Annotated in this window: 20 protein-coding genes; 13 read left to right on the top strand and 7 right to left on the bottom strand. The window is 58.6% G+C overall.

All coding sequences use genetic code 11. The annotated features are described in order from the left end of the window. The first annotated feature begins 1 nt into the window (after position 1). The 10 genes from AC1ME2_RS23195 (at position 2) to AC1ME2_RS23150 (ending at position 10,139) form a co-directional block, all read left to right on the top strand. Positions 2-193 carry a cbb3-type cytochrome oxidase subunit 3 gene (locus tag AC1ME2_RS23195; RefSeq protein ID WP_480437099.1) on the top strand — a complete coding sequence of 64 codons (192 nt, stop codon included), beginning with the start codon at positions 2-4 and terminating at the stop codon, positions 191-193. Next, positions 190-1,167 (top strand): cytochrome-c oxidase, cbb3-type subunit III, encoded by a 978-nt coding sequence (gene ccoP / locus AC1ME2_RS23190; RefSeq protein WP_480437098.1) that lies wholly within the window; start codon positions 190-192, stop codon positions 1,165-1,167. Before AC1ME2_RS23195 ends, ccoP begins: the two co-directional genes overlap by 4 nt. A 566-nt stretch (positions 1,168-1,733) precedes the next feature. Beyond that, on the top strand, positions 1,734-3,149 hold the full coding sequence (gene ccoG, locus AC1ME2_RS23185; protein WP_480437097.1) for a cytochrome c oxidase accessory protein CcoG: 1,416 nt from the start codon (positions 1,734-1,736) through the stop codon (positions 3,147-3,149). 12 nt (positions 3,150-3,161) lie between these two features. Further along, positions 3,162-3,701 (top strand): FixH family protein, encoded by a 540-nt coding sequence (locus AC1ME2_RS23180; RefSeq protein WP_480437095.1) that lies wholly within the window; start codon positions 3,162-3,164, stop codon positions 3,699-3,701. A gap of 9 nt (positions 3,702-3,710) precedes the next feature. Continuing rightward, positions 3,711-6,158 (top strand): heavy metal translocating P-type ATPase, encoded by a 2,448-nt coding sequence (locus AC1ME2_RS23175; protein WP_480437094.1) that lies wholly within the window; start codon positions 3,711-3,713, stop codon positions 6,156-6,158. 25 nt (positions 6,159-6,183) lie between these two features. Then, positions 6,184-6,414: a cbb3-type cytochrome oxidase assembly protein CcoS gene (ccoS, locus tag AC1ME2_RS23170; protein WP_480437093.1), complete on the top strand. Its 231-nt coding sequence runs from the start codon at positions 6,184-6,186 to the stop codon at positions 6,412-6,414. Then, complete coding sequence (locus AC1ME2_RS23165) at positions 6,407-7,090, top strand: sulfite exporter TauE/SafE family protein (protein ID WP_480437092.1); 684 nt, start codon at positions 6,407-6,409, stop codon at positions 7,088-7,090. The genes ccoS and AC1ME2_RS23165 overlap by 8 nt, the downstream gene beginning before the upstream one ends. Before the next feature lie 133 nt (positions 7,091-7,223). Continuing rightward, positions 7,224-8,606, top strand: a complete 1,383-nt coding sequence (gene hemN / locus AC1ME2_RS23160; protein ID WP_480437091.1) for an oxygen-independent coproporphyrinogen III oxidase — start codon at positions 7,224-7,226, stop codon at positions 8,604-8,606. A gap of 184 nt (positions 8,607-8,790) precedes the next feature. After that, positions 8,791-9,525: a fumarate/nitrate reduction transcriptional regulator Fnr gene (gene fnr / locus AC1ME2_RS23155; RefSeq protein ID WP_480437090.1), complete on the top strand. Its 735-nt coding sequence runs from the start codon at positions 8,791-8,793 to the stop codon at positions 9,523-9,525. A 65-nt stretch (positions 9,526-9,590) separates the two neighbouring features. Then, positions 9,591-10,139, top strand: coding sequence for an adenine phosphoribosyltransferase (locus AC1ME2_RS23150; protein ID WP_480437088.1), 549 nt, complete (start codon positions 9,591-9,593; stop codon positions 10,137-10,139). Positions 10,140-10,191: 52 nt separating this feature from the next. On the opposite strand, the gene recR is transcribed toward AC1ME2_RS23150, so the two are convergent. The 4 genes from recR to dnaX form a co-directional block, all read right to left on the bottom strand. Next, entirely contained in the window at positions 10,192-10,794 is a 603-nt protein-coding gene (gene recR, locus AC1ME2_RS23145; protein WP_480437087.1) for a recombination mediator RecR, read from the bottom strand. A gap of 61 nt (positions 10,795-10,855) precedes the next feature. After that, complete coding sequence (locus AC1ME2_RS23140; RefSeq protein ID WP_480437086.1) at positions 10,856-11,890, bottom strand: NADP-dependent oxidoreductase; 1,035 nt, start codon at positions 11,888-11,890, stop codon at positions 10,856-10,858. Between the two features lie 202 nt (positions 11,891-12,092). After that, entirely contained in the window at positions 12,093-12,419 is a 327-nt protein-coding gene (locus AC1ME2_RS23135) for a YbaB/EbfC family nucleoid-associated protein (protein ID WP_297832022.1), read from the bottom strand. Between the two features lie 64 nt (positions 12,420-12,483). Then, positions 12,484-14,652, bottom strand: a complete 2,169-nt coding sequence (gene dnaX, locus AC1ME2_RS23130) for a DNA polymerase III subunit gamma/tau (RefSeq protein ID WP_480437085.1) — start codon at positions 14,650-14,652, stop codon at positions 12,484-12,486. Positions 14,653-14,816: 164 nt separating this feature from the next. On the opposite strand from dnaX, the gene AC1ME2_RS23125 reads away from it, so the two are divergent. Then, positions 14,817-15,602: a substrate-binding periplasmic protein gene (locus AC1ME2_RS23125; protein ID WP_480437082.1), complete on the top strand. Its 786-nt coding sequence runs from the start codon at positions 14,817-14,819 to the stop codon at positions 15,600-15,602. Positions 15,603-15,745: 143 nt separating this feature from the next. Beyond that, a complete protein-coding gene (locus AC1ME2_RS23120) occupies positions 15,746-17,440 on the top strand; it encodes an acid phosphatase (protein WP_480437080.1) in 1,695 nt (564 codons plus the stop codon). A gap of 29 nt (positions 17,441-17,469) precedes the next feature. Here AC1ME2_RS23120 and AC1ME2_RS23115 read toward each other — a convergent pair whose 3' ends face one another. Together AC1ME2_RS23115 and AC1ME2_RS23110 are read right to left on the bottom strand one after the other, a co-directional pair. After that, positions 17,470-17,709, bottom strand: a complete 240-nt coding sequence (locus AC1ME2_RS23115) for a DUF2789 domain-containing protein (RefSeq protein WP_480437079.1) — start codon at positions 17,707-17,709, stop codon at positions 17,470-17,472. 62 nt (positions 17,710-17,771) lie between these two features. After that, on the bottom strand, positions 17,772-18,233 hold the full coding sequence (locus AC1ME2_RS23110; protein WP_480437078.1) for an aminoacyl-tRNA deacylase: 462 nt from the start codon (positions 18,231-18,233) through the stop codon (positions 17,772-17,774). Between the two features lie 275 nt (positions 18,234-18,508). Between AC1ME2_RS23110 and AC1ME2_RS23105 the strand changes: the two genes are divergently transcribed. Further along, a complete protein-coding gene (locus AC1ME2_RS23105) occupies positions 18,509-19,399 on the top strand; it encodes a DUF2167 domain-containing protein (protein WP_480437077.1) in 891 nt (296 codons plus the stop codon). A 106-nt stretch (positions 19,400-19,505) separates the two neighbouring features. On the opposite strand, the gene AC1ME2_RS23100 is transcribed toward AC1ME2_RS23105, so the two are convergent. After that, positions 19,506-20,561, bottom strand: a complete 1,056-nt coding sequence (locus AC1ME2_RS23100; protein WP_480437076.1) for a HoxN/HupN/NixA family nickel/cobalt transporter — start codon at positions 20,559-20,561, stop codon at positions 19,506-19,508. Between the last annotated feature and the right edge of the window lie 10 nt (positions 20,562-20,571).

Genomic DNA, 20,571 nt, shown 5'->3' with positions numbered 1-20,571 from the left:
GATGGATATGGGGATGATTCGCGGCTTGGGCACCGTCGTAGTGATGGTGGCTTTTATCGGCCTGGCATTGTGGATATTCAGCGGACGACGCAAGGCAGAGTTCGACGAAGCGACCTTGCTGCCCTTCGCGGATGACCCCGAAGCCATCAAGCACGTTGAGCAAGAGCAAGCTTCTAGGAGTAACAAAGAATGACTACTTTCTGGAGTCTGTACGTCACAGTCCTCAGTTTGGGTACCATCTTCGCCCTGACATGGCTGCTGCTGTCCACCCGCAAGGGCCAGCGCAGCGAAGCAACGGAAGAGACAGTGGGCCATTCCTTCGACGGCATCGAGGAATACGATAACCCACTGCCAAAATGGTGGTTCATGCTGTTTGTGGGCACCATCATCTTCGCGCTTGGCTATCTGGCGCTGTACCCGGGTCTGGGCAACTGGAAAGGCCTGCTGCCAGGCTATGCCTACCTGGACAACGACAAGAAAACCGAATTCGCCAACGGCCAATCCGGCTGGACTGGCGTTCACGAATGGGAAAAGGAAATGGCTAAATCGGACGCTCGATTCGGTCCGATCTTTGCCAAATTCGCATCCATGCCAATTGAAGAAGTCGCCAAAGACCCGCAAGCCTTGAAGATGGGTGGCCGTCTGTTTGCCTCCAACTGCTCGGTTTGCCACGGCTCCGACGCCAAGGGTGCTTACGGCTTCCCGAACCTGACCGACGAAGATTGGCGTTGGGGCGGCGAGCCGGAAACCATCAAGACCACCATCATGGGTGGCCGCCATGCGGTCATGCCTGCCTGGGGTCCGGTAATTGGTGACCAGGGCGTACGTGACGTCGCGGCATTCGTGACCACCCAACTGGACGGTCGCAAGTTGCCTGAAGACGCTAACGCCGATCCGGTTGCTGGCCAGAAAGTGTTCGCTACCAATTGCGTGGCGTGCCACGGTCCGGAAGGTAAAGGCACCGCTGCAATGGGCGCCCCTAACCTGACTCACCCGGCGGCATTCATCTACGGTTCGAGCTTCGCACAACTGCAACAGACCATCCGTTACGGCCGTCAGGGCCAGATGCCTGCTCAGGAATTGCTGCAAGGCAACGACAAGGTCCACCTGTTGGCCGCTTACGTCTATAGCCTCTCCCATGGAGACAAGGCTGCCGGCGCTGAGTAAAGCGAACACATGACCGCAACACAAAACGGCCCCGCCAGTGGAAATTGGCGGGGCCGTTTTGGTTTCAGCTGACGAATGCTTTGGCCGTACAGGCCTATTCGCGAATGAATTCGCTCCCACCCAGGCTGTGTGAAAACGTAGCGAGCGAAGGCAAGACAAGGCAAAAACAGGCGAGGAAGCGGACTGCGCTCGCACGCGAGTCTACGGGTTGTAAATGAGCATTCCGATCGGACTCGCGCACGAACCTGTTTTTAACGCAGTATTGTGTGCGTAGCGCCGAAGTCGCCCAGCCCGCAGCAGTTTTCACACAGCCTGCACCGGGATTGGTGATCTGTGCAGCCTGTGAACTGCGCCCCACATTTTGCCCTGCCCGCCAAAAACCGCCCATAATTCATAAGTCAATTGATTCAGGTCATTACACCAACATTCGCTTTCACCCAACGCGACTAAAGGTCGCACCCCTGAGCTAGAACGAGAGGCGTATCATTGGCGCCTTAGCGATACTCTTTTGACCTTAGTTGGCACGCACTGACTGAGGCATTTTTCCACTGCCGTGGGACGCATTAATGAGCAATCAGATTCCGGTACACAACGTCACTCCGCCGTCTAGAAACGACAAGGGTAGTGTCGATCTCTACGCTTCACGCGAAAAAATCTACACCCGCGCCTTCACCGGACTGTTTCGCAATTTGCGGATGATGGGCGGCGCCGGGCTTTTTCTATTGTATTTCGGCACGGTCTGGCTGAACTGGGCTGGCCATCAGGCCGTCTGGTGGAACCTGCCAGAGCGAAAATTCTATATTTTCGGCGCCACCTTTTGGCCGCAGGATTTTATTCTGCTCTCGGGCATTTTGATCGTCAGCGCCTTTGGCCTGTTCTTCATTACCGTATTCGCCGGGCGCGTCTGGTGTGGGTACACCTGCCCGCAAAGCGTCTGGACCTGGATTTTCATGTGGTGCGAGAAGGTCACCGAAGGTGATCGTAATCAGCGCATCAAGCTCGACAAAGCGCCGATGACCGGCAACAAATTCCTGCGCAAGCTGAGCAAGCACAGCCTATGGTTGCTCATCGGTTTCGTCACTGGCTTGACCTTCGTCGGCTACTTCGCCCCGATCCGTGACCTGACCATCGACTTTTTCACCGGACAGGCTGATGGCTGGGCGTATTTCTGGGTAGGCTTCTTTACCCTTGCCACGTACGGGAACGCTGGCTGGTTGCGCGAGCAAGTGTGCATTTACATGTGCCCGTATGCGCGATTCCAGAGCGTGATGTTCGACAAAGACACGCTGATCGTTTCCTATGACCCCCGTCGCGGCGAAAAGCGCGGCACACGGAAAAAGGACATCGATTACAAAGCGCAGGGCCTGGGCGATTGCATCGACTGTACGATGTGCGTACAAGTCTGCCCGACGGGTATCGACATCCGCGACGGTCTGCAAATCGAATGCATTGGCTGTGCAGCCTGTGTCGATGCCTGCGACACCATCATGGACAAGATGAACTACCCACGCGGATTGATCAGCTACACCACCGAACACAACCTGTCCGGACAAGTAACCCACAAGCTGCGTCCGCGCCTGATCGGTTATGCAGTGGTGCTACTGGCTATGATGGGCTTGCTCGCCACCGCCTTTTTCATGCGTCCGCTGGTCGGTTTCGACGTCAGCAAAGACCGCGTGCTGTATCGCGAGAACGCTGAGGGCCGTATCGAAAACGTTTACAGCCTCAAGGTCATGAACAAGGATCAGGTCGATCACAGCTATGTTCTCGATGCCTCTGGCCTGCCTGACCTGAAACTGCAAGGTCGTCGCGAATTCAAGGTGCAGGCGGGAGAGATCATTAGCATGCCGGTAGAATTGTCGAGCGCGCCTGAACAACTGCCATCGAGCACCAACGAGGTGACTTTCACGCTCAAGGACGCCGATGACAGTGGCTCACAGATTCAAGCCAAGAGCCGTTTCATCGGCCCACAAATCCGTTAAGAGAAGTTAGTCATGCCCGTAGCAAATGCCTCTAGCCCTTGGTACAAGCACCTCTGGCCATGGATCATCATCGGCATCCTCGCCTGCTCGGTGACGCTGACCTTGTCGATGGTGACCATCGCCGTCAATAACCCGGATAACCTGGTCAACGACAACTATTACGAGGCCGGCAAAGGCATCAATCGCTCGCTGGACCGTGAGCTGTTGGCGAAGAGCCTCAACCTGCGCGCCATCGTGCACCTGGATGAGCTGACCGGCGAAACCAACCTGCGGTTGACGGGTGACAGCCAGCCAGAAACCGTGGAGCTGAACCTGATTTCGCCGACCCAGCCAGCAAAAGATCGCAAGATCACCCTCACCCGCAGCCCGTCCGAACCCGGTCGCTACGTTGGTCAGATGAACGATAAGATCGAAGGTCGGCGCTTCGTCGAACTTCTCGGGCAGCAGAACGGCCAGACCTGGCGCATGTTTGAAGAACAGCAAATCATCAATGACCAAGACCTGTTGTTGGGTGACGAGCCACTCCAAGGCGAGGAAGATCCGAAAGACTGATCCCACTCGATGACCACGCCAATCCCCTGTTATCACTGCGCCCTGCCGGTTCCTGCCGGCAGTCGCTTTACCGCTGTCGTGCTCGGGGGAACCCGCGAACTGTGCTGCCCAGGCTGCCAGGCGGTAGCAGAGGCCATTGTTGCCGGCGGCCTGGAAAGTTATTACAGCCATCGCAGTGAAGCCTCGGCCAACCCGCAAACGCTGCCCGTGCAATTGGTCGACGAACTGGCCTTGTATGATCGCCCCGACGTGCAAGCACCCTTCGTGCGCCATGAAGGCGAGTTGGCCGAAGCAACCTTGCTCATGGAAGGCATCAGCTGCGCCGCCTGTGGCTGGCTGATCGAGCGACACCTGCGCAGCTTGCCCGCGGTAGCCGAAGCCCGACTGAACCTGTCCAACCATCGCCTGCAAGTGCGATGGGCCGACAGCCAGTTGGCACTGAGCCAAGTACTCAGCGAATTGCGCAGCATCGGCTATGCCGCACACCCTTATCAGTCCGACCGCGCCGCAGAGCAACTGGCCAGTGAAAATCGCCTGGCCTTGCGCCAACTTGGCGTCGCTGGGCTACTGTGGTTCCAGGCCATGATGGCAACCATGGCCACCTGGCCCGAATTCAATATGGACCTCAGTCCGCAGATGCACACCATCCTGCGCTGGGTCGCGATGTTCCTCACCACGCCGATTGTGTTTTATAGCTGCACACCGTTCTTTCGCGGGGCCATGCGAGATATACGCACGCGCCACCTGACCATGGATATTTCAGTTTCACTCGCCATTGGCAGCGCCTATATCGCAGGGATATGGACTGCTGTCACGGGCGTTGGCGAGCTGTATTTCGATGCGGTCGGCATGTTCGCCCTGTTCCTGCTGGCGGGCCGCTATCTGGAACGCCGTGCGCGTGAACGCACAGCAGCGGCCACGGCGCAGTTGGTCAACTTGCTACCCGCCTCTTGCTTGAGGCTCAGCGCCGACGGCCAAAGCGAGCGAATCCTGCTCAGCGAGCTGCGCCTGACCGATCGGGTGTTGGTGCATCCCGGTGCAGTATTGCCCGCTGATGGCACGATTCTCGAGGGCCAGTCCAGCATCGATGAATCGCTGCTGACCGGTGAGTACCTGCCACAGCCGCGAACCGTAGGCGATGCAGTCACCGCAGGCACCCTCAATGTCGAGGGCGCATTGACCGTGCAGGTTCTGGCCCTGGGCCATGACACGCGCCTGTCGGCCATTGTCCGTTTGCTGGAGCGCGCCCAGGCCGAAAAACCCCGTCTGGCGGAAATTGCCGACCGCGCCGCGCAATGGTTTCTGCTGCTGTCGCTGATCGCCGCCGCCGTCATCGGCCTGATCTGGTGGCAGATCGACCCATCGCGGGCGTTCTGGATCGTACTGGCGATGCTGGTCGCTACCTGCCCGTGTGCGCTGTCGCTGGCAACGCCCACTGCGCTGACCGCCGCCACCGGCACCCTGCATAAACTTGGCCTGCTGTTGACACGCGGCCATGTGCTGGAAGGCTTGAATCAGATCGATACGGTGATTTTCGACAAGACCGGCACCCTCACCGAGGGTCGATTAGCCTTGCGCGCCATCCGCCCGCTGGGGGGGCTGGATGCCGATAGCTGCCTGAGTCTGGCTGCCGCACTGGAAAACCGTTCCGAACACCCCATTGCCCGGGCATTTGGACGTGCACCAGTGGCCGCCGAAGACGTCCACAGCACCCCGGGGCTCGGCCTGGAGGGTCTCGTCGGCGAACGGCGTTTGCGCATCGGCCAGCCGGCATTCGTCTGCGAACTCAGCGCCTGCACCCTGCCACCGATGCCCGACGAAGCCGGTCAGTGGCTGCTGCTGGGTGACGCTCAGGGTGCACTGGCATGGTTCGTCCTCGATGATCGCCTGCGTGCCGATGCCCCCGCACTGCTACAGGCGTGCAAGGCGCGCGGCTGGAAGACCCTTCTACTCTCCGGCGACACGTCGCCGATGGTTGCCAGCGTCGCCGCCGAACTAGGGATCGACGAAGCCCATGGCGGTCTGCGCCCGGACGACAAACTTCAGGTGCTACAAGCCCTGCATCAGCAAGGTCGCAAGGTGTTGATGCTCGGTGACGGGGTCAACGATGTCCCGGTTCTGGCCGCAGCAGATATCAGTGTCGCCATGGGCTCAGCTACCGACCTGGCCAAAACCACTGCCGATGCGGTGCTGCTGTCCAACCGCTTGCAAGCGCTGGTGCAGGCGTTCAGTCTGGCGCGGCGCACCCGTAGGGTAATCATTGAGAACCTGCTGTGGGCAGGTCTGTACAATGGCCTCATGTTGCCCTTCGCAGCCCTTGGCTGGATTACCCCCATCTGGGCGGCGGTCGGCATGTCCGTCAGCTCGTTGACCGTGGTACTCAATGCCCTTCGACTCACGCGGATGAAAGGCCTGCAAGACACCACCCTTCTCAACACCCGGCAGTTGCCAGCGTGATTCGGCAGCTGCCTTCGGAGGCTCCATGCCGGCTCTATACGTAATGATTCCAGCGGCACTGCTGATCGTCGCCGTGGCCATCTTCATCTTCTTCTGGGCGGTAGACAGCGGCCAGTACGATGACCTCGACGGTCCAGCGCACAGCGTCCTGTTCGACGATCAAGACCCGCAACACCTCGCCGCCATGAAAGAAGCCACCGACCACAAACCGGCACCTCAGGCAGAAAACAAGGACCAGGTCCCACCCCATGCTTGAACTGGCCCCCCTGCTGGTGTCGGCAGTGATCCTCGGCCTTCTCGGCGGCGGACATTGTCTGGGCATGTGTGGCGGCTTGATGGGCGCGTTGACCCTGGCAATCCCCAAAGAACAACGTAGCCGGCGCTTTCGCTTGCTGTTGGCGTACAACCTGGGACGAATTCTCAGCTACGCCACCGCAGGCTTACTGATCGGCCTCGCGGGCTGGGCGGTAGCGAACAGCCCAGGCGCGATGGTCATGCGCGTCATCGCGGCGTTGCTATTGATTGCAATGGGCCTGTATCTCGCTGGCTGGTGGAGCGGCCTGACCCGTATCGAAAGCCTGGGTCGCGGCCTGTGGCGGCATATCCAGCCGTTTGCCAGCCGTTTGCTGCCGGTGTCCAGCCTGCCTCGGGCATTGTTGCTGGGCGCGCTCTGGGGCTGGTTGCCGTGCGGCCTGGTGTACAGCACCCTGCTGTGGTCGGCTAGCCAGGGCAATGCCCTCGACAGTGCGCTGCTGATGCTCGCCTTTGGCCTGGGCACCTGGCCTGTGCTGCTCGCCACCGGGCTTGCCGCCGAACGCACCACCGCCCTGCTGCGCAAACGTGGCGTGCGCATGGCCGGCGGCCTGCTGGTTATCCTGTTCGGGATATGGACAATGCCTGGACCCCACCAGCACTGGCTCATGGGTCATTAAGCACCCTAGGCAACACTGACGCGCCATCGGCGATTTACCGCCAGAACGCTCGCCCTTGATGCAAATCAACACCGCCCTGACCACACCTCCCTAGACTCAAGGATCTTGCCAGCCTATTCGGGGAATTGCCCGCATGCTCGACGCCATTCGTTGGGATTCCGATCTGATCCGCCGCTATGACCTGGCGGGTCCACGCTACACCTCATACCCCACTGCGGTGCAATTCCAGACCCAGATCGGGGCCTTTGATCTATTGCACGCGCTGCGCGATAGCCGCAAGGCTCTACGCCCTCTGTCGCTGTATGTGCATATCCCGTTCTGTGCAAATATTTGCTATTACTGCGCCTGCAACAAGGTCATCACCAAGGATCGCGGGCGGGCATTGCCCTATTTGCAACGCCTGGAGCAGGAAATCCAGATGATTGCCTGCCACCTCGACCCTCGGCAAAAGGTTGAACAGCTGCACCTCGGCGGCGGCACCCCAACGTTCCTCAATCATGACGAGTTGCGCCAGCTCATGGCGCATCTGCGCAAGCATTTCAACTTGCTTGACGATGACTCTGGTGACTACGGCATCGAGATCGATCCGCGCGAAGCCGACTGGTCGACCATGGGCCTGCTTCGCGAGCTGGGCTTCAATCGGGTCAGCCTCGGCGTCCAGGACCTCGACCCACTGGTCCAGCGCGCCGTCAATCGTCTGCAAAGCCTTGAAGAAACCAGCGCCATCATTGAGGCGGCACGCACCCTGCAGTTTCGTTCGGTGAATATTGACCTGATCTATGGCCTGCCCAAACAAACGCCAGAGTCCTTCGCCCGCACCGTTGACGAAATCATCATGCTGCAACCGGACCGCCTGTCCGTGTTCAACTATGCTCACCTGCCGGAGCGTTTCATGCCTCAGCGGCGGATCAATAGTGCTGATCTACCCGCCCCAGAGCAAAAGCTGGAAATGCTCGAACACACCATTAAACAACTGACGAGTGCCGGTTATCGCTATATCGGCATGGACCACTTTGCGCTACCCGACGACGAGCTGGCCATTGCTCAGGAGGAATCAACGCTGCAACGCAACTTCCAAGGCTATACCACCCACGGCCATTGCGACCTGGTCGGCCTGGGTGTCTCGGCAATTAGCCAGATTGGCGACCTGTACAGCCAGAACAGTAGTGATTTGAGTGAATACCAGACCCTACTGTCCGGCGATCAACTGGCCACCAAGCGCGGCCTGCTGTGCAATCCCGATGACCGCGTGCGCCGAGCAGTGATCCAGCAATTGATCTGCCATTTCAGCCTAAACTTCGCCGGTATCGAATACGCGTTCAATATTGATTTCATGGGCTATTTCAAAGATGAATGGCCGCAACTCCTGGCAATGGCCAGCGATGGCCTGATCGAAATCAATGAGACGGGGATAACGGTGCTGCCTGCTGGCCGCCTGTTGGTGCGCTCAGTGTGCATGGTGTTCGATACTTACTTGAACCAACAAAATCGCCAACGCTTCTCGCGGGTGATCTAGCCCGGGCGACCCTGCCCCCCCCGTGCTGCTTGACGGGGGCGCAATACACATCAGTAACTATTTCGCAGCGACCGGAGCGCAGGGAGCTTTATTGTCTCGCGTTAAACTTTCCGGTGCTGGCCGGAATAGCTTGCGCTGAGTTACCCTTACGTCTTCTGTGTGTTTTCCCACAAGGATTGAAGTCATGTCCGAGCCTGTCAAACTGCGCGCTCCTAACCAGGCCCACTGCAAGGACTGCAGCTTGGCGCCACTGTGCCTGCCACTATCTTTGAATATGGAAGACATGGACGCGCTCGATGAAATCGTCAAACGCGGCCGTCCGCTGAAAAAAGGCGAATTTCTGTTTCGACAGGGCGACACATTTGGTTCGGTCTACGCGGTGCGCTCGGGCGCGCTAAAAACCTTCAGCCTCAGCGATGGCGGTGAAGAACAGCTCACCGGCTTCCATCTGCCGAGCGAGTTGGTCGGCCTGTCCGGCATGGATACCGAAGCCTACCCAGTGTCGGCTCAGGCACTGGAAACCACATCCGTGTGTGAAATCCCCTTCGATCGTCTCGATGACCTGTCGGTACAACTCCCACAACTGCGCCGACAACTGATGCGGATCATGAGCCGGGAAATCCGCGACGATCAGCAGATGATGTTGTTGCTTTCGAAAAAGACCGCCGACGAACGTATCGCCACTTTCCTGGTCAATTTGTCAGCCCGTTTTCGCGCTCGCGGCTTTTCGGCCAATCAGTTTCGTCTAAGCATGTCGCGCAATGAAATCGGCAACTATCTGGGTCTGGCCGTGGAAACGGTGTCGCGGGTTTTCACGCGTTTTCAGTCGAGCGAACTGATCGCGGCCGAAGGCAAGGAAATCCAGATCCTCGACCCGATCCAGTTATGTGCCTTGGCAGGTGGCTCGGTCGACGTCTGAAGCGTGCGATCCTTGGTGGCTGAGCTGTAGACTAGCGCCAGCCAACCTGCCTCAGGATCTTCTTGATGATTTTCGACGAATTCAGCTTCAAATCTCTTATTCGCCCGGTGGTGGACTTCCCCAAGCCCGGCGTTATTTTTCGAGATATCACGCCGCTGTTTCAGTCGCCCAAGGCCCTGCGCCTGGTGATCGACAGCTTCGTGCAGCGCTATATCGAAGCCGAATTCAGCCATGTCGGGGCGATGGACGCGCGCGGATTCTTGATTGGTTCGATCGTCGCTTACGAGTTGAACAAGCCGCTCATTCTGTTCCGCAAACAAGGCAAACTGCCTGCCGACGTGTTGTCCGAGGCCTATCAGACCGAGTACGGCGAAGCGTGGCTGGAAGTGCACGCCGACAGCCTGTGTGAAGGCGACGCCATCGTGATGTTCGATGATTTAATTGCCACCGGTGGCACCCTGGTCGCCGCCGCCAATCTGGTGCGCCGCATGGGCGCCCATGTCTACGAAGCCGCGGCGATCATCGACCTGCCAGAACTCGGAGGCACACAGCGCCTGGAAGGCATGTCCGTCCCGACCTTCTGCCTGACCAGCTTTGCATTGACGGATAGATAAGGACCTCCGGTCAACCTGCAGGAGGTCCTCGCAGGGCGGGTGTGCGCCCTCTTTACAACGCTATCGGCTTACGCCCGGCAAACGAATGCGCCAATGTGCCGCCATCCACCAGCTCCAGTTCGCCACCCAACGGCACACCGTGGGCAATGCGGGAGGTGATCAGGCCCTTGTTGCTGAGCAACTGGGCGATGTAGTGCGCGGTGGCTTCGCCTTCTACCGTCGGGTTGGTGGCGAGGATGATTTCGGTGAAGGTGCCCTGCTGTTCGATGCGGGTGACCAATTGCGGGATACCGATGGCTTCCGGACCGAGACCGTCCAGCGGCGACAAGTGCCCCTTGAGTACAAAGTAGCGACCACGGTAGCCGGTCTGCTCCACTGCATAGACATCCATAGGCCCTTCGACCACGCACAGCAGCGTGTCGTCGCGACGGACATCAGAGCACTGCGGGCACAGATCATCTTCGGTAAGGGTGCGGCAGAGCCGGCAATGGCCGACGCCATCCATGGCCTGACTCAATGCCAGCGCCAGACGCGAGCCGCCGCTGCGGTCACGTTCAAGCAATTGCAGGGCCATGCGCTGGGCAGTTTTTTGACCGACACCCGGCAATGTGCGCAGGGCGTCGATCAATTGGCGGATCAGGGGGCTGAAGCTCATGAGAAAGGTCCGACAAGACAACGAGACGCGGTTTATACCCGCGCCTCCGGTTAGCGTCAATTCAAGCGTCAGCGACCCGCACGACCAGCTTGCCAAAGTTGTGTCCTTCCAGCAGCCCGATAAAGGCCCCGGGGGCTTGTTCGAGCCCCTCGACAATATCCTCGCGAAACTTGATTTTGCCCTCTTTAATCATCGGAAGCATGGTGGCGAGAAACTCCGCGTGGCGATCACCGTACTCCTCAAACACGATAAACCCCTGAATCCGCGCACGCTTGGTCAGCAACGTGCGCATCAGCAGTGGCAAATGGTCGGTACCTTCCGGCAACGACTGCGCGTTGTATTGAGCGATCAAACCACACAAGGGGATCCGCGCACGGGCATTGATCAGTGGCAACACCGCATCAAACACCTTGCCGCCGACCAGCTCGAAATAGATGTCAATGCCATTGCCGCAAGCCTTCGCCAGCTCATCGGCGAAGTGCTCGCTTTTGTGATCGACACAGGCGTCAAACCCCAGTTCATCGACCACGTAACGGCATTTTTCGGCGCCGCCGGCGATGCCCACCACGCGCAACCCCTTGAGCTTGGCCACCTGCCCCACTACCGATCCGACCGCACCGGACGCCGCAGCCACGACCAGGGTTTCCCCGGCTTTGGGCTTGCCGATCTCCATCAGCCCCATGTACGCAGTCATGCCCGGCATACCCAATACGCCAACAGCCATCGAGGGGCTGGGCAAATCCTTGGGCACCGGTAGCACTTGCGTGCCATCGCAGATGCTGTGGGTCTGCCAGCCGGTCATGCCGACGACCAGATCGCCTGGTTTGAAATGTGCATTACGTGACTGCTCGACACGGCTCACCGCCCCGCCCGTCATGACGTCATTGATCTGCACGGGCTCGGCATAAGACGGCGCGTCGCTCATGCGCCCACGCATGTAAGGGTCGAGGGACAGGTAGAGCGTACGCAGCAACACCTGGCCGTCCTCCAGATCAGGCAACGCCTCGCGTTCCAGACGGAAATTCTCTGGTGTGGGCGCCCCCTTGGGGCGAGAGGCCAGCACGACGCGCTGGTTGAGGATCAATTTTTGCGCCATCAGAGCAGCTCCTTAATCAATAAATTCGGGCTAATAAACAGCAGACCATGCGGGTGAGTGGGGGTTCGGTCAATACCTTACGGTGTAAAAACGTGCAGGTGCGGTCTCGCCCACGAAGCCGGGGTCGCGCTCGACTCGCAGGACCCTCTTCGCAACAAAAAAGCCAGGCACAGGGCCTGGCTTCTGGTCACGCTGAAACGTTTTAGAACGGCAGCTTCATGCCCGGTGGCAGTTGCATGCCCGCCGTCATGCCAGACATTTTTTCCTGGCTGTTCTGCTCGATCTTGCGCACGGCATCATTCACCGCAGCGGCGATCAGGTCTTCGAGGACTTCCTTGTCTTCCTGCATCAGGCTGTCGTCCAGGCTGATGCGCTTGACGTCATGACGACCGGTCATCACCACGCTGACCAGGCCTGCGCCCGATTGGCCGGTAACTTCGGCATTGGCCAGTTCTTCCTGTGCCTTGGCCATTTTTTCTTGCATCTGCTGTGCCTGCTTCATCAGGCCGGCCATGCCACCTTTCATCATGGGAATTCACCTCAAGTTTTGATTGATCATTATTGCGTAGCGCCACAGGCACCCCGCACATCAGTTAAAGAATCTGAGCCACCGGAGCATCAACAGGTTCAATCGTATCCTCTCGGATCACCGCGCCAAACTGTTGCAGCATTTGTTGGATGAACGGATCGGCATGGATCGATGCTTCTGCTTCGCTCTGGCGCTCGGCACGGCGGCGCGAACCCGCCTGGGCAGGTGTTTCCTGCTCGGGCTTGATCAACTCGATGCTCAGGTTCAACGTTCGCCCGTGGTATTGATTCAGGGCGTCGTTGAGTCGGCGTAATTGCGTGGCATTGAACAGCGCGCTGTGGGCCGGGTCCAGGTGCAACAACCAGTTATCGCCCTCCACGGCCATCAAGGTGCAGTTGGCTGCGATGCTACCCGTCATGCCCGACACGGGCAGTTTCGGAAACAGATTCAGCCAGTCCAGCGCCAACCCTGTCGCAGGCGTCAAGGCCGGCAACGGTTCAGGCGCCACGACCTCGGTCACACTGTCGTGGGCCAGTTCATCCAGGTAGCTATACGACGCGGGATCAAGGTCCACCTCCACATCGAAAAACTCGTCATCGTCCGGCGGCTCGTCTTCACGCTCCATGGGCGCAGGAACGAACGCCACTGACTCTGGAATCGGCTCAAGCATGGCCGGTGCCACCACCTTGGCGGCGGCCTGCACGTCCTCGGGCTCAACCACGTCAGGTGCGTCGGGAACCGGGCTTGCGGGCGCCGGTATCGGCATGGGTGTCAGGTCCGGCTGCTCGGCGACAGTGTCGAGCATCGGCTCGGGGACGGTTTCAGCAACGGGCTCAGACTCCGACTCAGACGTCGGTTCGGCGTCTGCTTCTGGTACCCGTTCAGGTTCAATGACCGGCTGCACGGCCTTGGGCTCATTCCAGGGCAGATCGACCTCTTCTGCAGGAGCAGGTTCAGGCACGATCTGCGGCGCAACAGGCGCCTGACGCTCAACCACGGGCTCGACAGGCGCAGGCACTACAGCCGCCACCGGAGCGGCTGCCACGACCGGCGCAACAGACGTTGCGCCGACCACTGCTTGCCTGGAATCAACTGTGGCCTGGTTGATCCCCACTGGCTTTAGCGGCTGCCTCGGCGCATCAATGCTGTCAGCGGGGCGAAAAGCCAGCATCCGCAGCAGAACCATCTCGAAACCACCCCGAGGGTCTGGCGCCAGCGGTAAATCACGGCGACCGATCAGGCCCATCTGGTAATAAAACTGCACGTCTTCGGCGGGTAACGCCTGAGCCAGTGCCAGCACCCGATCCCGGTCGCCATGACCGTTATCGACGCCTTCGGGCAGCGCCTGAGCAATGGCCACGCGGTGTAAAACGTTGAGAATTTCCGAAAGCACGCCGCTCCAGTCCGGCCCTTGCTCGGCCAGATGACGCACGGCTTCAAGCAACCCGCGCGCATCGCCATCCAGCAGCGCATGCAGCACGTCGTACACCTGACCGTGATCCAGGGTGCCCAGCATGGCGCGAACATCCGCCGCCATGACCTTGCCTTCGCCGAACGCAATCGCCTGATCGGTCAGGCTCATGGCATCGCGCATCGAACCATCGGCAGCGCGGCCCAACAGCCACAGCGCGTCGTCTTCGAACGGTACATTTTCGACCGTGAGCACGTGAGTCAAATGCTCGACCACACGTTCCGGCGTCATGTTTTTCAGGGAGAACTGCAAGCAACGCGACAAGATGGTCGCTGGCAACTTCTGCGGATCGGTGGTCGCCAGGATGAACTTGACGTAGGGCGGCGGCTCTTCCAGGGTCTTCAACAGGGCGTTGAACGAGTGAGTGGACAGCATGTGCACTTCGTCGATCAGGTAGACTTTGAAGCGCCCACGACTCGGTGCGTACTGCACGTTATCGAGCAGCTCACGGGTGTCTTCGACCTTGGTCCGGCTCGCGGCATCGATCTCGATCAGGTCGACGAAACGCCCCTCATCGATCTCCCGGCAGACCGAACAGGTCCCGCAAGGCGTCGACGTGATGCCTGTTTCACAATTCAGGCATTTGGCGATAATCCGCGCAATCGTGGTTTTACCCACGCCACGGGTGCCTGTAAATAAATAGGCATGATGCAGCCGCTGGCTGTCCAGCGCGTTGATCAGGGCCTTGAGCACATGGGTCTGGCCGACCATTTCGCGGAACGAGCGCGGACGCCATTTACGTGCAAGAACCTGATAACTCATCGAAAACCGTCGCAACTGGGAAGCGGAAGACCGCTAATGCTAGCGGAGCAAGGGCAAAATTGCATCCGATGTCATTGTCTAATGTGACTACGCTGCTCAAATGGAGGAAACTTCGGCACCGACCTATCCAGATTTACATCGTATTGCTCACGCAAAGGAATCGAATGCGGCTGTTACTGAGCGCTTTGTTGCTATTGATCTGCTCCTATTCATGCTCCAGCTACGCCGCTGAGGCACCCTTGCGCTTTTCGATTGCCGACAGCTGGTCGATGCCAATGGTGCAGATCGACGACGACCAGCCCGATGCCGGTTTTCTGTTCGACATCATGCAAAGTCTGGCCCGCCAGGTCGGCCTCCCCGCTGAATACCATGTGCTGGCCCGCATGCGCGTGCAAAGCGCCCTGGACCGCGGCGAAGTCGATGTGCGTTGTTACGCAGCGCAATCCTGGATACCCAACTTATCCGGTGACTACACCTGGAGCCTGCCGCTGATGATCGAACGCAATTTATTGATCAGCACCGCCGACAATGCGACCCCGATCCGCACCGACCAGCTCAATAAAGAAAGCATCGGCACCGTCCTGGGCTATACCTATCCGCTCCTGCAACACCTGTTCGACAACCATCAATTGCAGCGCGAAGACACCCGCAGCCAAGAGCAGGTTCTACAAAAACTGGCGGCTGGCCGCTATCGCTATGCCGTGGCCAATGAATGGTCGCTCAGATGGCACAACCGTCACCTGCCGCCGGATAAACAATTGCGCAGTGTTTCCATCATCGAAGAACAAGCGGTAGGCTGCCTCGTGCGCAACGACCCGAACGTGCCGGTGCAGAAAATTCTGCGCACGTTGCTGCGCATGAAAATGTCAGGGGAGATTGATCAAATCATTCAGCGCTATGGCGCACAGGCACCGTTAACCCCCGAACAGCATTCACCCGCAGGCGGCTAGTAGCCGGAGGGGCAGCCCAATCCGCCGCTGCGTTCATCACTAAACGCGTCACGCCCACGCTGTAGCATGAGTGCCACATTAGCTGATTACCCTCCTCCGAGATCATTTGTTACCCACTACAACAATGTGAGCAGATAACCGCCATGAGCGATAAAGACGACGACGCGTTACAGCTGCCTTCTGACGACAACCCTTCCGATGCCGGTAGACGGCGCTTCCTTGGTGGTGTCGCGGCGCTTGGCGTCGGCGCAACCCTCAGCGCTTATGTGTCGGGTAACGAATTGCCGCCCGGCAATAAGCCTTTAACCGGTGCCGCACTGGATCAGGCGCTGCGCGACAAGGTTAAAACGGTGGTGGTGATCTACGCCGAAAACCGCAGTTTCAACAACCTTTTCGGTAACTTCCCCGGTGTTGAAAAACCGCTGGCGGCACTTCAATCAAGCGACTATCAGCAACGCGACCGTGACGGCAGTCTGTTGGAAACCCTGCCCCCGGTGTGGGGCGGTGTCTTGCAGATAGGCCCGCAAACCGTAGACGGCGTGACCTACCCCGCCGAAACCCAGTTTCAAGAGCACCTGATCAACGCGCCCTTTGCCCTCGAAGGCCCCAATGGCGAAGACTTGCCGCTGAGCGTGGTCACCCGCGACCTGTGGCACGTGTTTTATCAGAACCAGATGCAAATCAACGGCGGCAAAAACGACAGCTTCGTCGCCTGGGCCGATTCGGGTGCCCTGACCATGGGCCATTACGCGCAAACCCAGTACTCCCTGCGGCTGTGGGACGTGGCTGCGGAGTTTGTGCTGTGCGACAACTTCTTTCAGGGCGCTTTCGGTGGCTCGTTTCTCAATCACCAGTACCTGGTGTCCGCCACTGTGCCGTTTTACCCGGACGCCGCGAACTCACCGGCCAAACAACAAATCGCCACGCTGCAGAGCGACAATCCGCACGAGACGCGGCTCAAGCCGCTGGAAAAATCCCCCGCCAGCGCCATGACCGGCCCGCCGCAATTCGGCCCCAGCGCATTGACGCCCGACGGTTACGCCGTCAACACCCTGGCCCCGCCGTACTGGCCGACCTGGCTGCGCGACCCCGATCGCCCGGATTACTCAAAACCGGGTCTGGCCAACGTGTTGGTGCCGCAGACCCACGACCACATCGGCGACAAACTGTCGAAGAAGAACATCGACTGGGCGTGGTACGCCGGCGGGTGGCAGGCCACCATCGACCAGTTCAAAGACTCTGCCGGCATTCCGAAAATCCCGAACTTTCAGTACCACCACCAGCCGTTGAACTACTTCAAAAACCTCGGCCCCGGTAACCCCGCAGAACGCAGCAAACGCTTGCGTGATGGAGGTTTGGGTGATGAGTCCAGAACCAATAAATTCTTCGCCGATGCCGAAGCCGGCAAGCTGCCTGCCGTCACCTTCTATAAACCCCAAGGCAACCTCAACATGCACGCCGGTTACGCCGACGTCGCCTCAGGAGACCGGCACATCACTCGCGCCATTAAAGTCCTGCGCAATAGCCCGCAATGGGAAAACATGGTCATCGTCATCGCCGTCGATGAAAACGGCGGCTGGTGGGACCACGTCGCCCCGCCAAAAGGCGACCGCTGGGGCCCTGGCACACGCATTCCTGCGCTGGTTGTCTCGCCTTTTGCCCGCAGAGGGGTTGTTGACCATACCGTCTATGACACCGCTTCAATCCTGCGGTTAATTACTCGGGTACACGGGCTGGAGAAGCTGGATGGGCTGAAGGAGCGAGATGAGGAAATGCTCACAAGGGGGCAGGAGCCCATGGGGGACTTGACCCAGGCGTTGCAGTTTTTCGAGGCATAGCAACGCCTCCGTAGAATGAACGGTGGTGTTCAGCCTATCTTTCGCAGCATCAGGTTAAGCTGATCGACAACCTCGGCCCAGTCGGCGTCTTCAAGGATTTCCTCGCGTAGAAATGCAGCCTGTGCGGGCGTCCAGAAAAAAGCGTCCGCTAACGCAAGGTTGGCCTTGAGCGGTGAATGGGTGGCAAGGAATACATCAATGCCGACCGGGTCGGCCGCAAGCCCCAGCTGTTGAAACAGAGACGGCAGGCTATGCACAGGTGATTCCATGGGTCACTCCTGGGCCCAGGTTGGGCGCTGCGGCCACAACCTGGTGCTGGGATTGATAGGTGTCACTGGCTGACCTCGCGCACCTCGGCATGCGGCACCAGTTTCAGGTATTGGTCCATGCGCATGTGCACCAGATAGTGGTGATTACCGGCTTCCAGGTAGATATCCTCCTGGCGGGTCAACATCGGATCGATCAGCATCTTGATGCCATACGCCTCGCCCAGTGCCGGAATCGCGCCACGCTCACAGTCGCCGAACAAGTGCGGCAAGCCACTTTCGCGAGTGAGTTGCCAATCCCCACTGGCTTGTATTTTGCTCAAATCCAAATGCCTATCGGCGGGTAGCACGGCCATCATGTAATGCCCGTGCCGGTCATCGATAATCACCGATTTAGCCAGCCGTTCTGCCGGAACGCTGGCCACCCGAGCGGACTCCATACTCGTTGCCGAATGCGGATGAGCCACGATGTCGTAGTCGCAATGTGCCTGTTCCAGGCTACGTTGTACTGTTCTTGCCAAACGCATGATGCACCTCCATGCCCTGCACGGAGCGGCAAGGCAGTTGCTTGTAATCCCAACTAGAGTCTAGGCAGCGTACAGCGTGGCGGCGGGCGGATGGCTGTAACAGTTAAGACTATGCAGCGACGTCGATAGCCGAGAATGAACTAAGAACAGGTGTTGTCTTGATCCCGCATCACCCACCCGCCTGAACTTTCTGGTTTGGCCATCCGCCTCTAGTGATCCCATGGCCGCTTCGGATAAGCTGCCAGCCAAATTAATTCGACATGTAAGAGATTACGATGAAACGTCTGCGCTGCTTGCTGGCGGCATTCACGCTGTGTGCCGCGAACACTTATGCCATTGCCGGCACGGCCAGCGATGCCGAAAAACCCAAACAGACTGCCGAACAGTTTCTGGCTTCGCTGAAGCCACAACACGGCACCATCGACCTGCCCGGTGGCATTGCCACCCTCAATCTCAACGACGACTTCTACTACCTGACGCCGGACGACACCGAGCGGTTGATCGTTGACGGCTGGGGCAACCCGCCCGGCAACAAGACGCTGGGCATGATCATTCCGCAGGCAACCAGCCCGATGTCGCGCGCAGGCTGGGGCGTGCTGGTGGGCTACAAGGACGACGGGCATATCTCGGACGATGACGCGGCCAAAATCGACTACACCGAACTGCTGAAGCAAATGCAGGACGAAGACGTGGAAAACAATAAAGAACGGATCAAACAAGGCTATGCCGGCTTGGAACTACTGGGCTGGGCCGAGCCACCGCGCTACGACGAACAGAGCCACAAAATGTTCTGGGCACGGGAACTGAAAGTCGACAACGCGCCGGACAACACCCTCAACTACAGCATCCGCGTGCTCGGGCGGTCGGGCGTGCTGGAACTCAATGCCGTGGCATCGATGACTGATCTGCCGACCATCCAGAAAGAACTACCCAACATACTGGCCTTCACCAACTTCACCGACGGCAACCGCTACGCCGATTACGACCCCGGCACCGACAAACTGGCCAAATACGGACTTGCAGCCCTGGTTGCCGGCGGGATCGCCGGCAAGGCCGGACTGTTCGCCAAACTGGGACTGGTGTTGCTTGCGGCTAAAAAATTCATCGTCGTTGGCGTGCTCGTGGCAGCAGGGTTCGTGCGTAAGCTGTTTAATCGCAAACCTTAGGCATGTTGCCCTGCCAGCACCTCAAAACGTGAACGTCAGGCCCAGCGCTGCACTGCGCGAGACATACCGTCAGGCCTGACTGTCTATCAAGGCGCGCGATGAGCCTCTAGCGCTTCACGTCCAGGGCATCGAAGTTCTTTAGGCGGTAGACCATCACTGAGATGACCCAACTCGATAAGAAGATCCCGATAATGATGTAGCCGAGCGTGCCGAAATTATCGTTGAGCTTGCCAACCACGCTCCACACCGGACCCTGCAAGTCCAGCTTGCCCGAGATCAGCCCCAGCGCTTCAATACTGCCAATGACGACCGCCACCACGACCGATACAAGCGTAATCGTCATGTTGTAGTAAATCTTGCGAATAGGCTTCATATACGCCCAACCGTAGGCGCCAAGCATCAGATGACCATCAAGCGTATCAACCAGTGACATACCAGCACTGAACAGCACCGGGAACACCATGATTGCCCAAGGAGACAACCCCTGTGATGCCTGGCTTGCAGAGAGACCGAGCAAGGCAATTTCGGTTGCAGTATCGAACCCCATACCAAACAAAAATCCCATGGGGAACATGTGCCAACTACGGGTGATCAAGCGGAACAAAGGCCGGAAAAATCTGGCAAGAAAACCTCGATCAGCCAACAGCATATCGAAGTCGTCTTCGACATAGACCCCACCGGCTCTGACGTGACGCCACGCCTTGTAGATTGACCTCAGAATAATCAGGTTCATCAATGCAATGACAAACAAAAACAACGCCGAGACCGACGTACTGATGACCCCGCCGATTTCTTTGTAGTGGTCAAAACTACCTTTCATTGCCGAGGTGGCCAGCGCGACACCCATCGAGGCAAGTACCACGACAGTCGAATGCCCAAGAGAAAAGAAGAAGCCAACGGACACCGGACGCTTTTTCTCCTGCATCAGTTTGCGTGTGACGTTATCGATGGCGGCAATGTGATCGGCATCGACTGCATGCCGCAGACCAAAGCCGTATGCCAATAAAGCGGTCCCTAGCAGTAAGGGATAGTCATGGAAGGCCACCAACGCCCAAACCCAGGCAAGCACGTTAATACCGATTAACAACCCATAAATGCCAAAAAGCCTGGCGCGCACATGGGTGTTTGAGTCGCTGAAAATCTGGGAGAGTTGAAGAATCATCAAGCATAAC

It is taken from the genome of Pseudomonas sp. ASL9 (assembly GCF_056680335.1).
The sequence above is the reverse complement of the archived record's forward strand: the minus strand, read 5'-3'. Positions and strand labels throughout refer to the sequence as shown.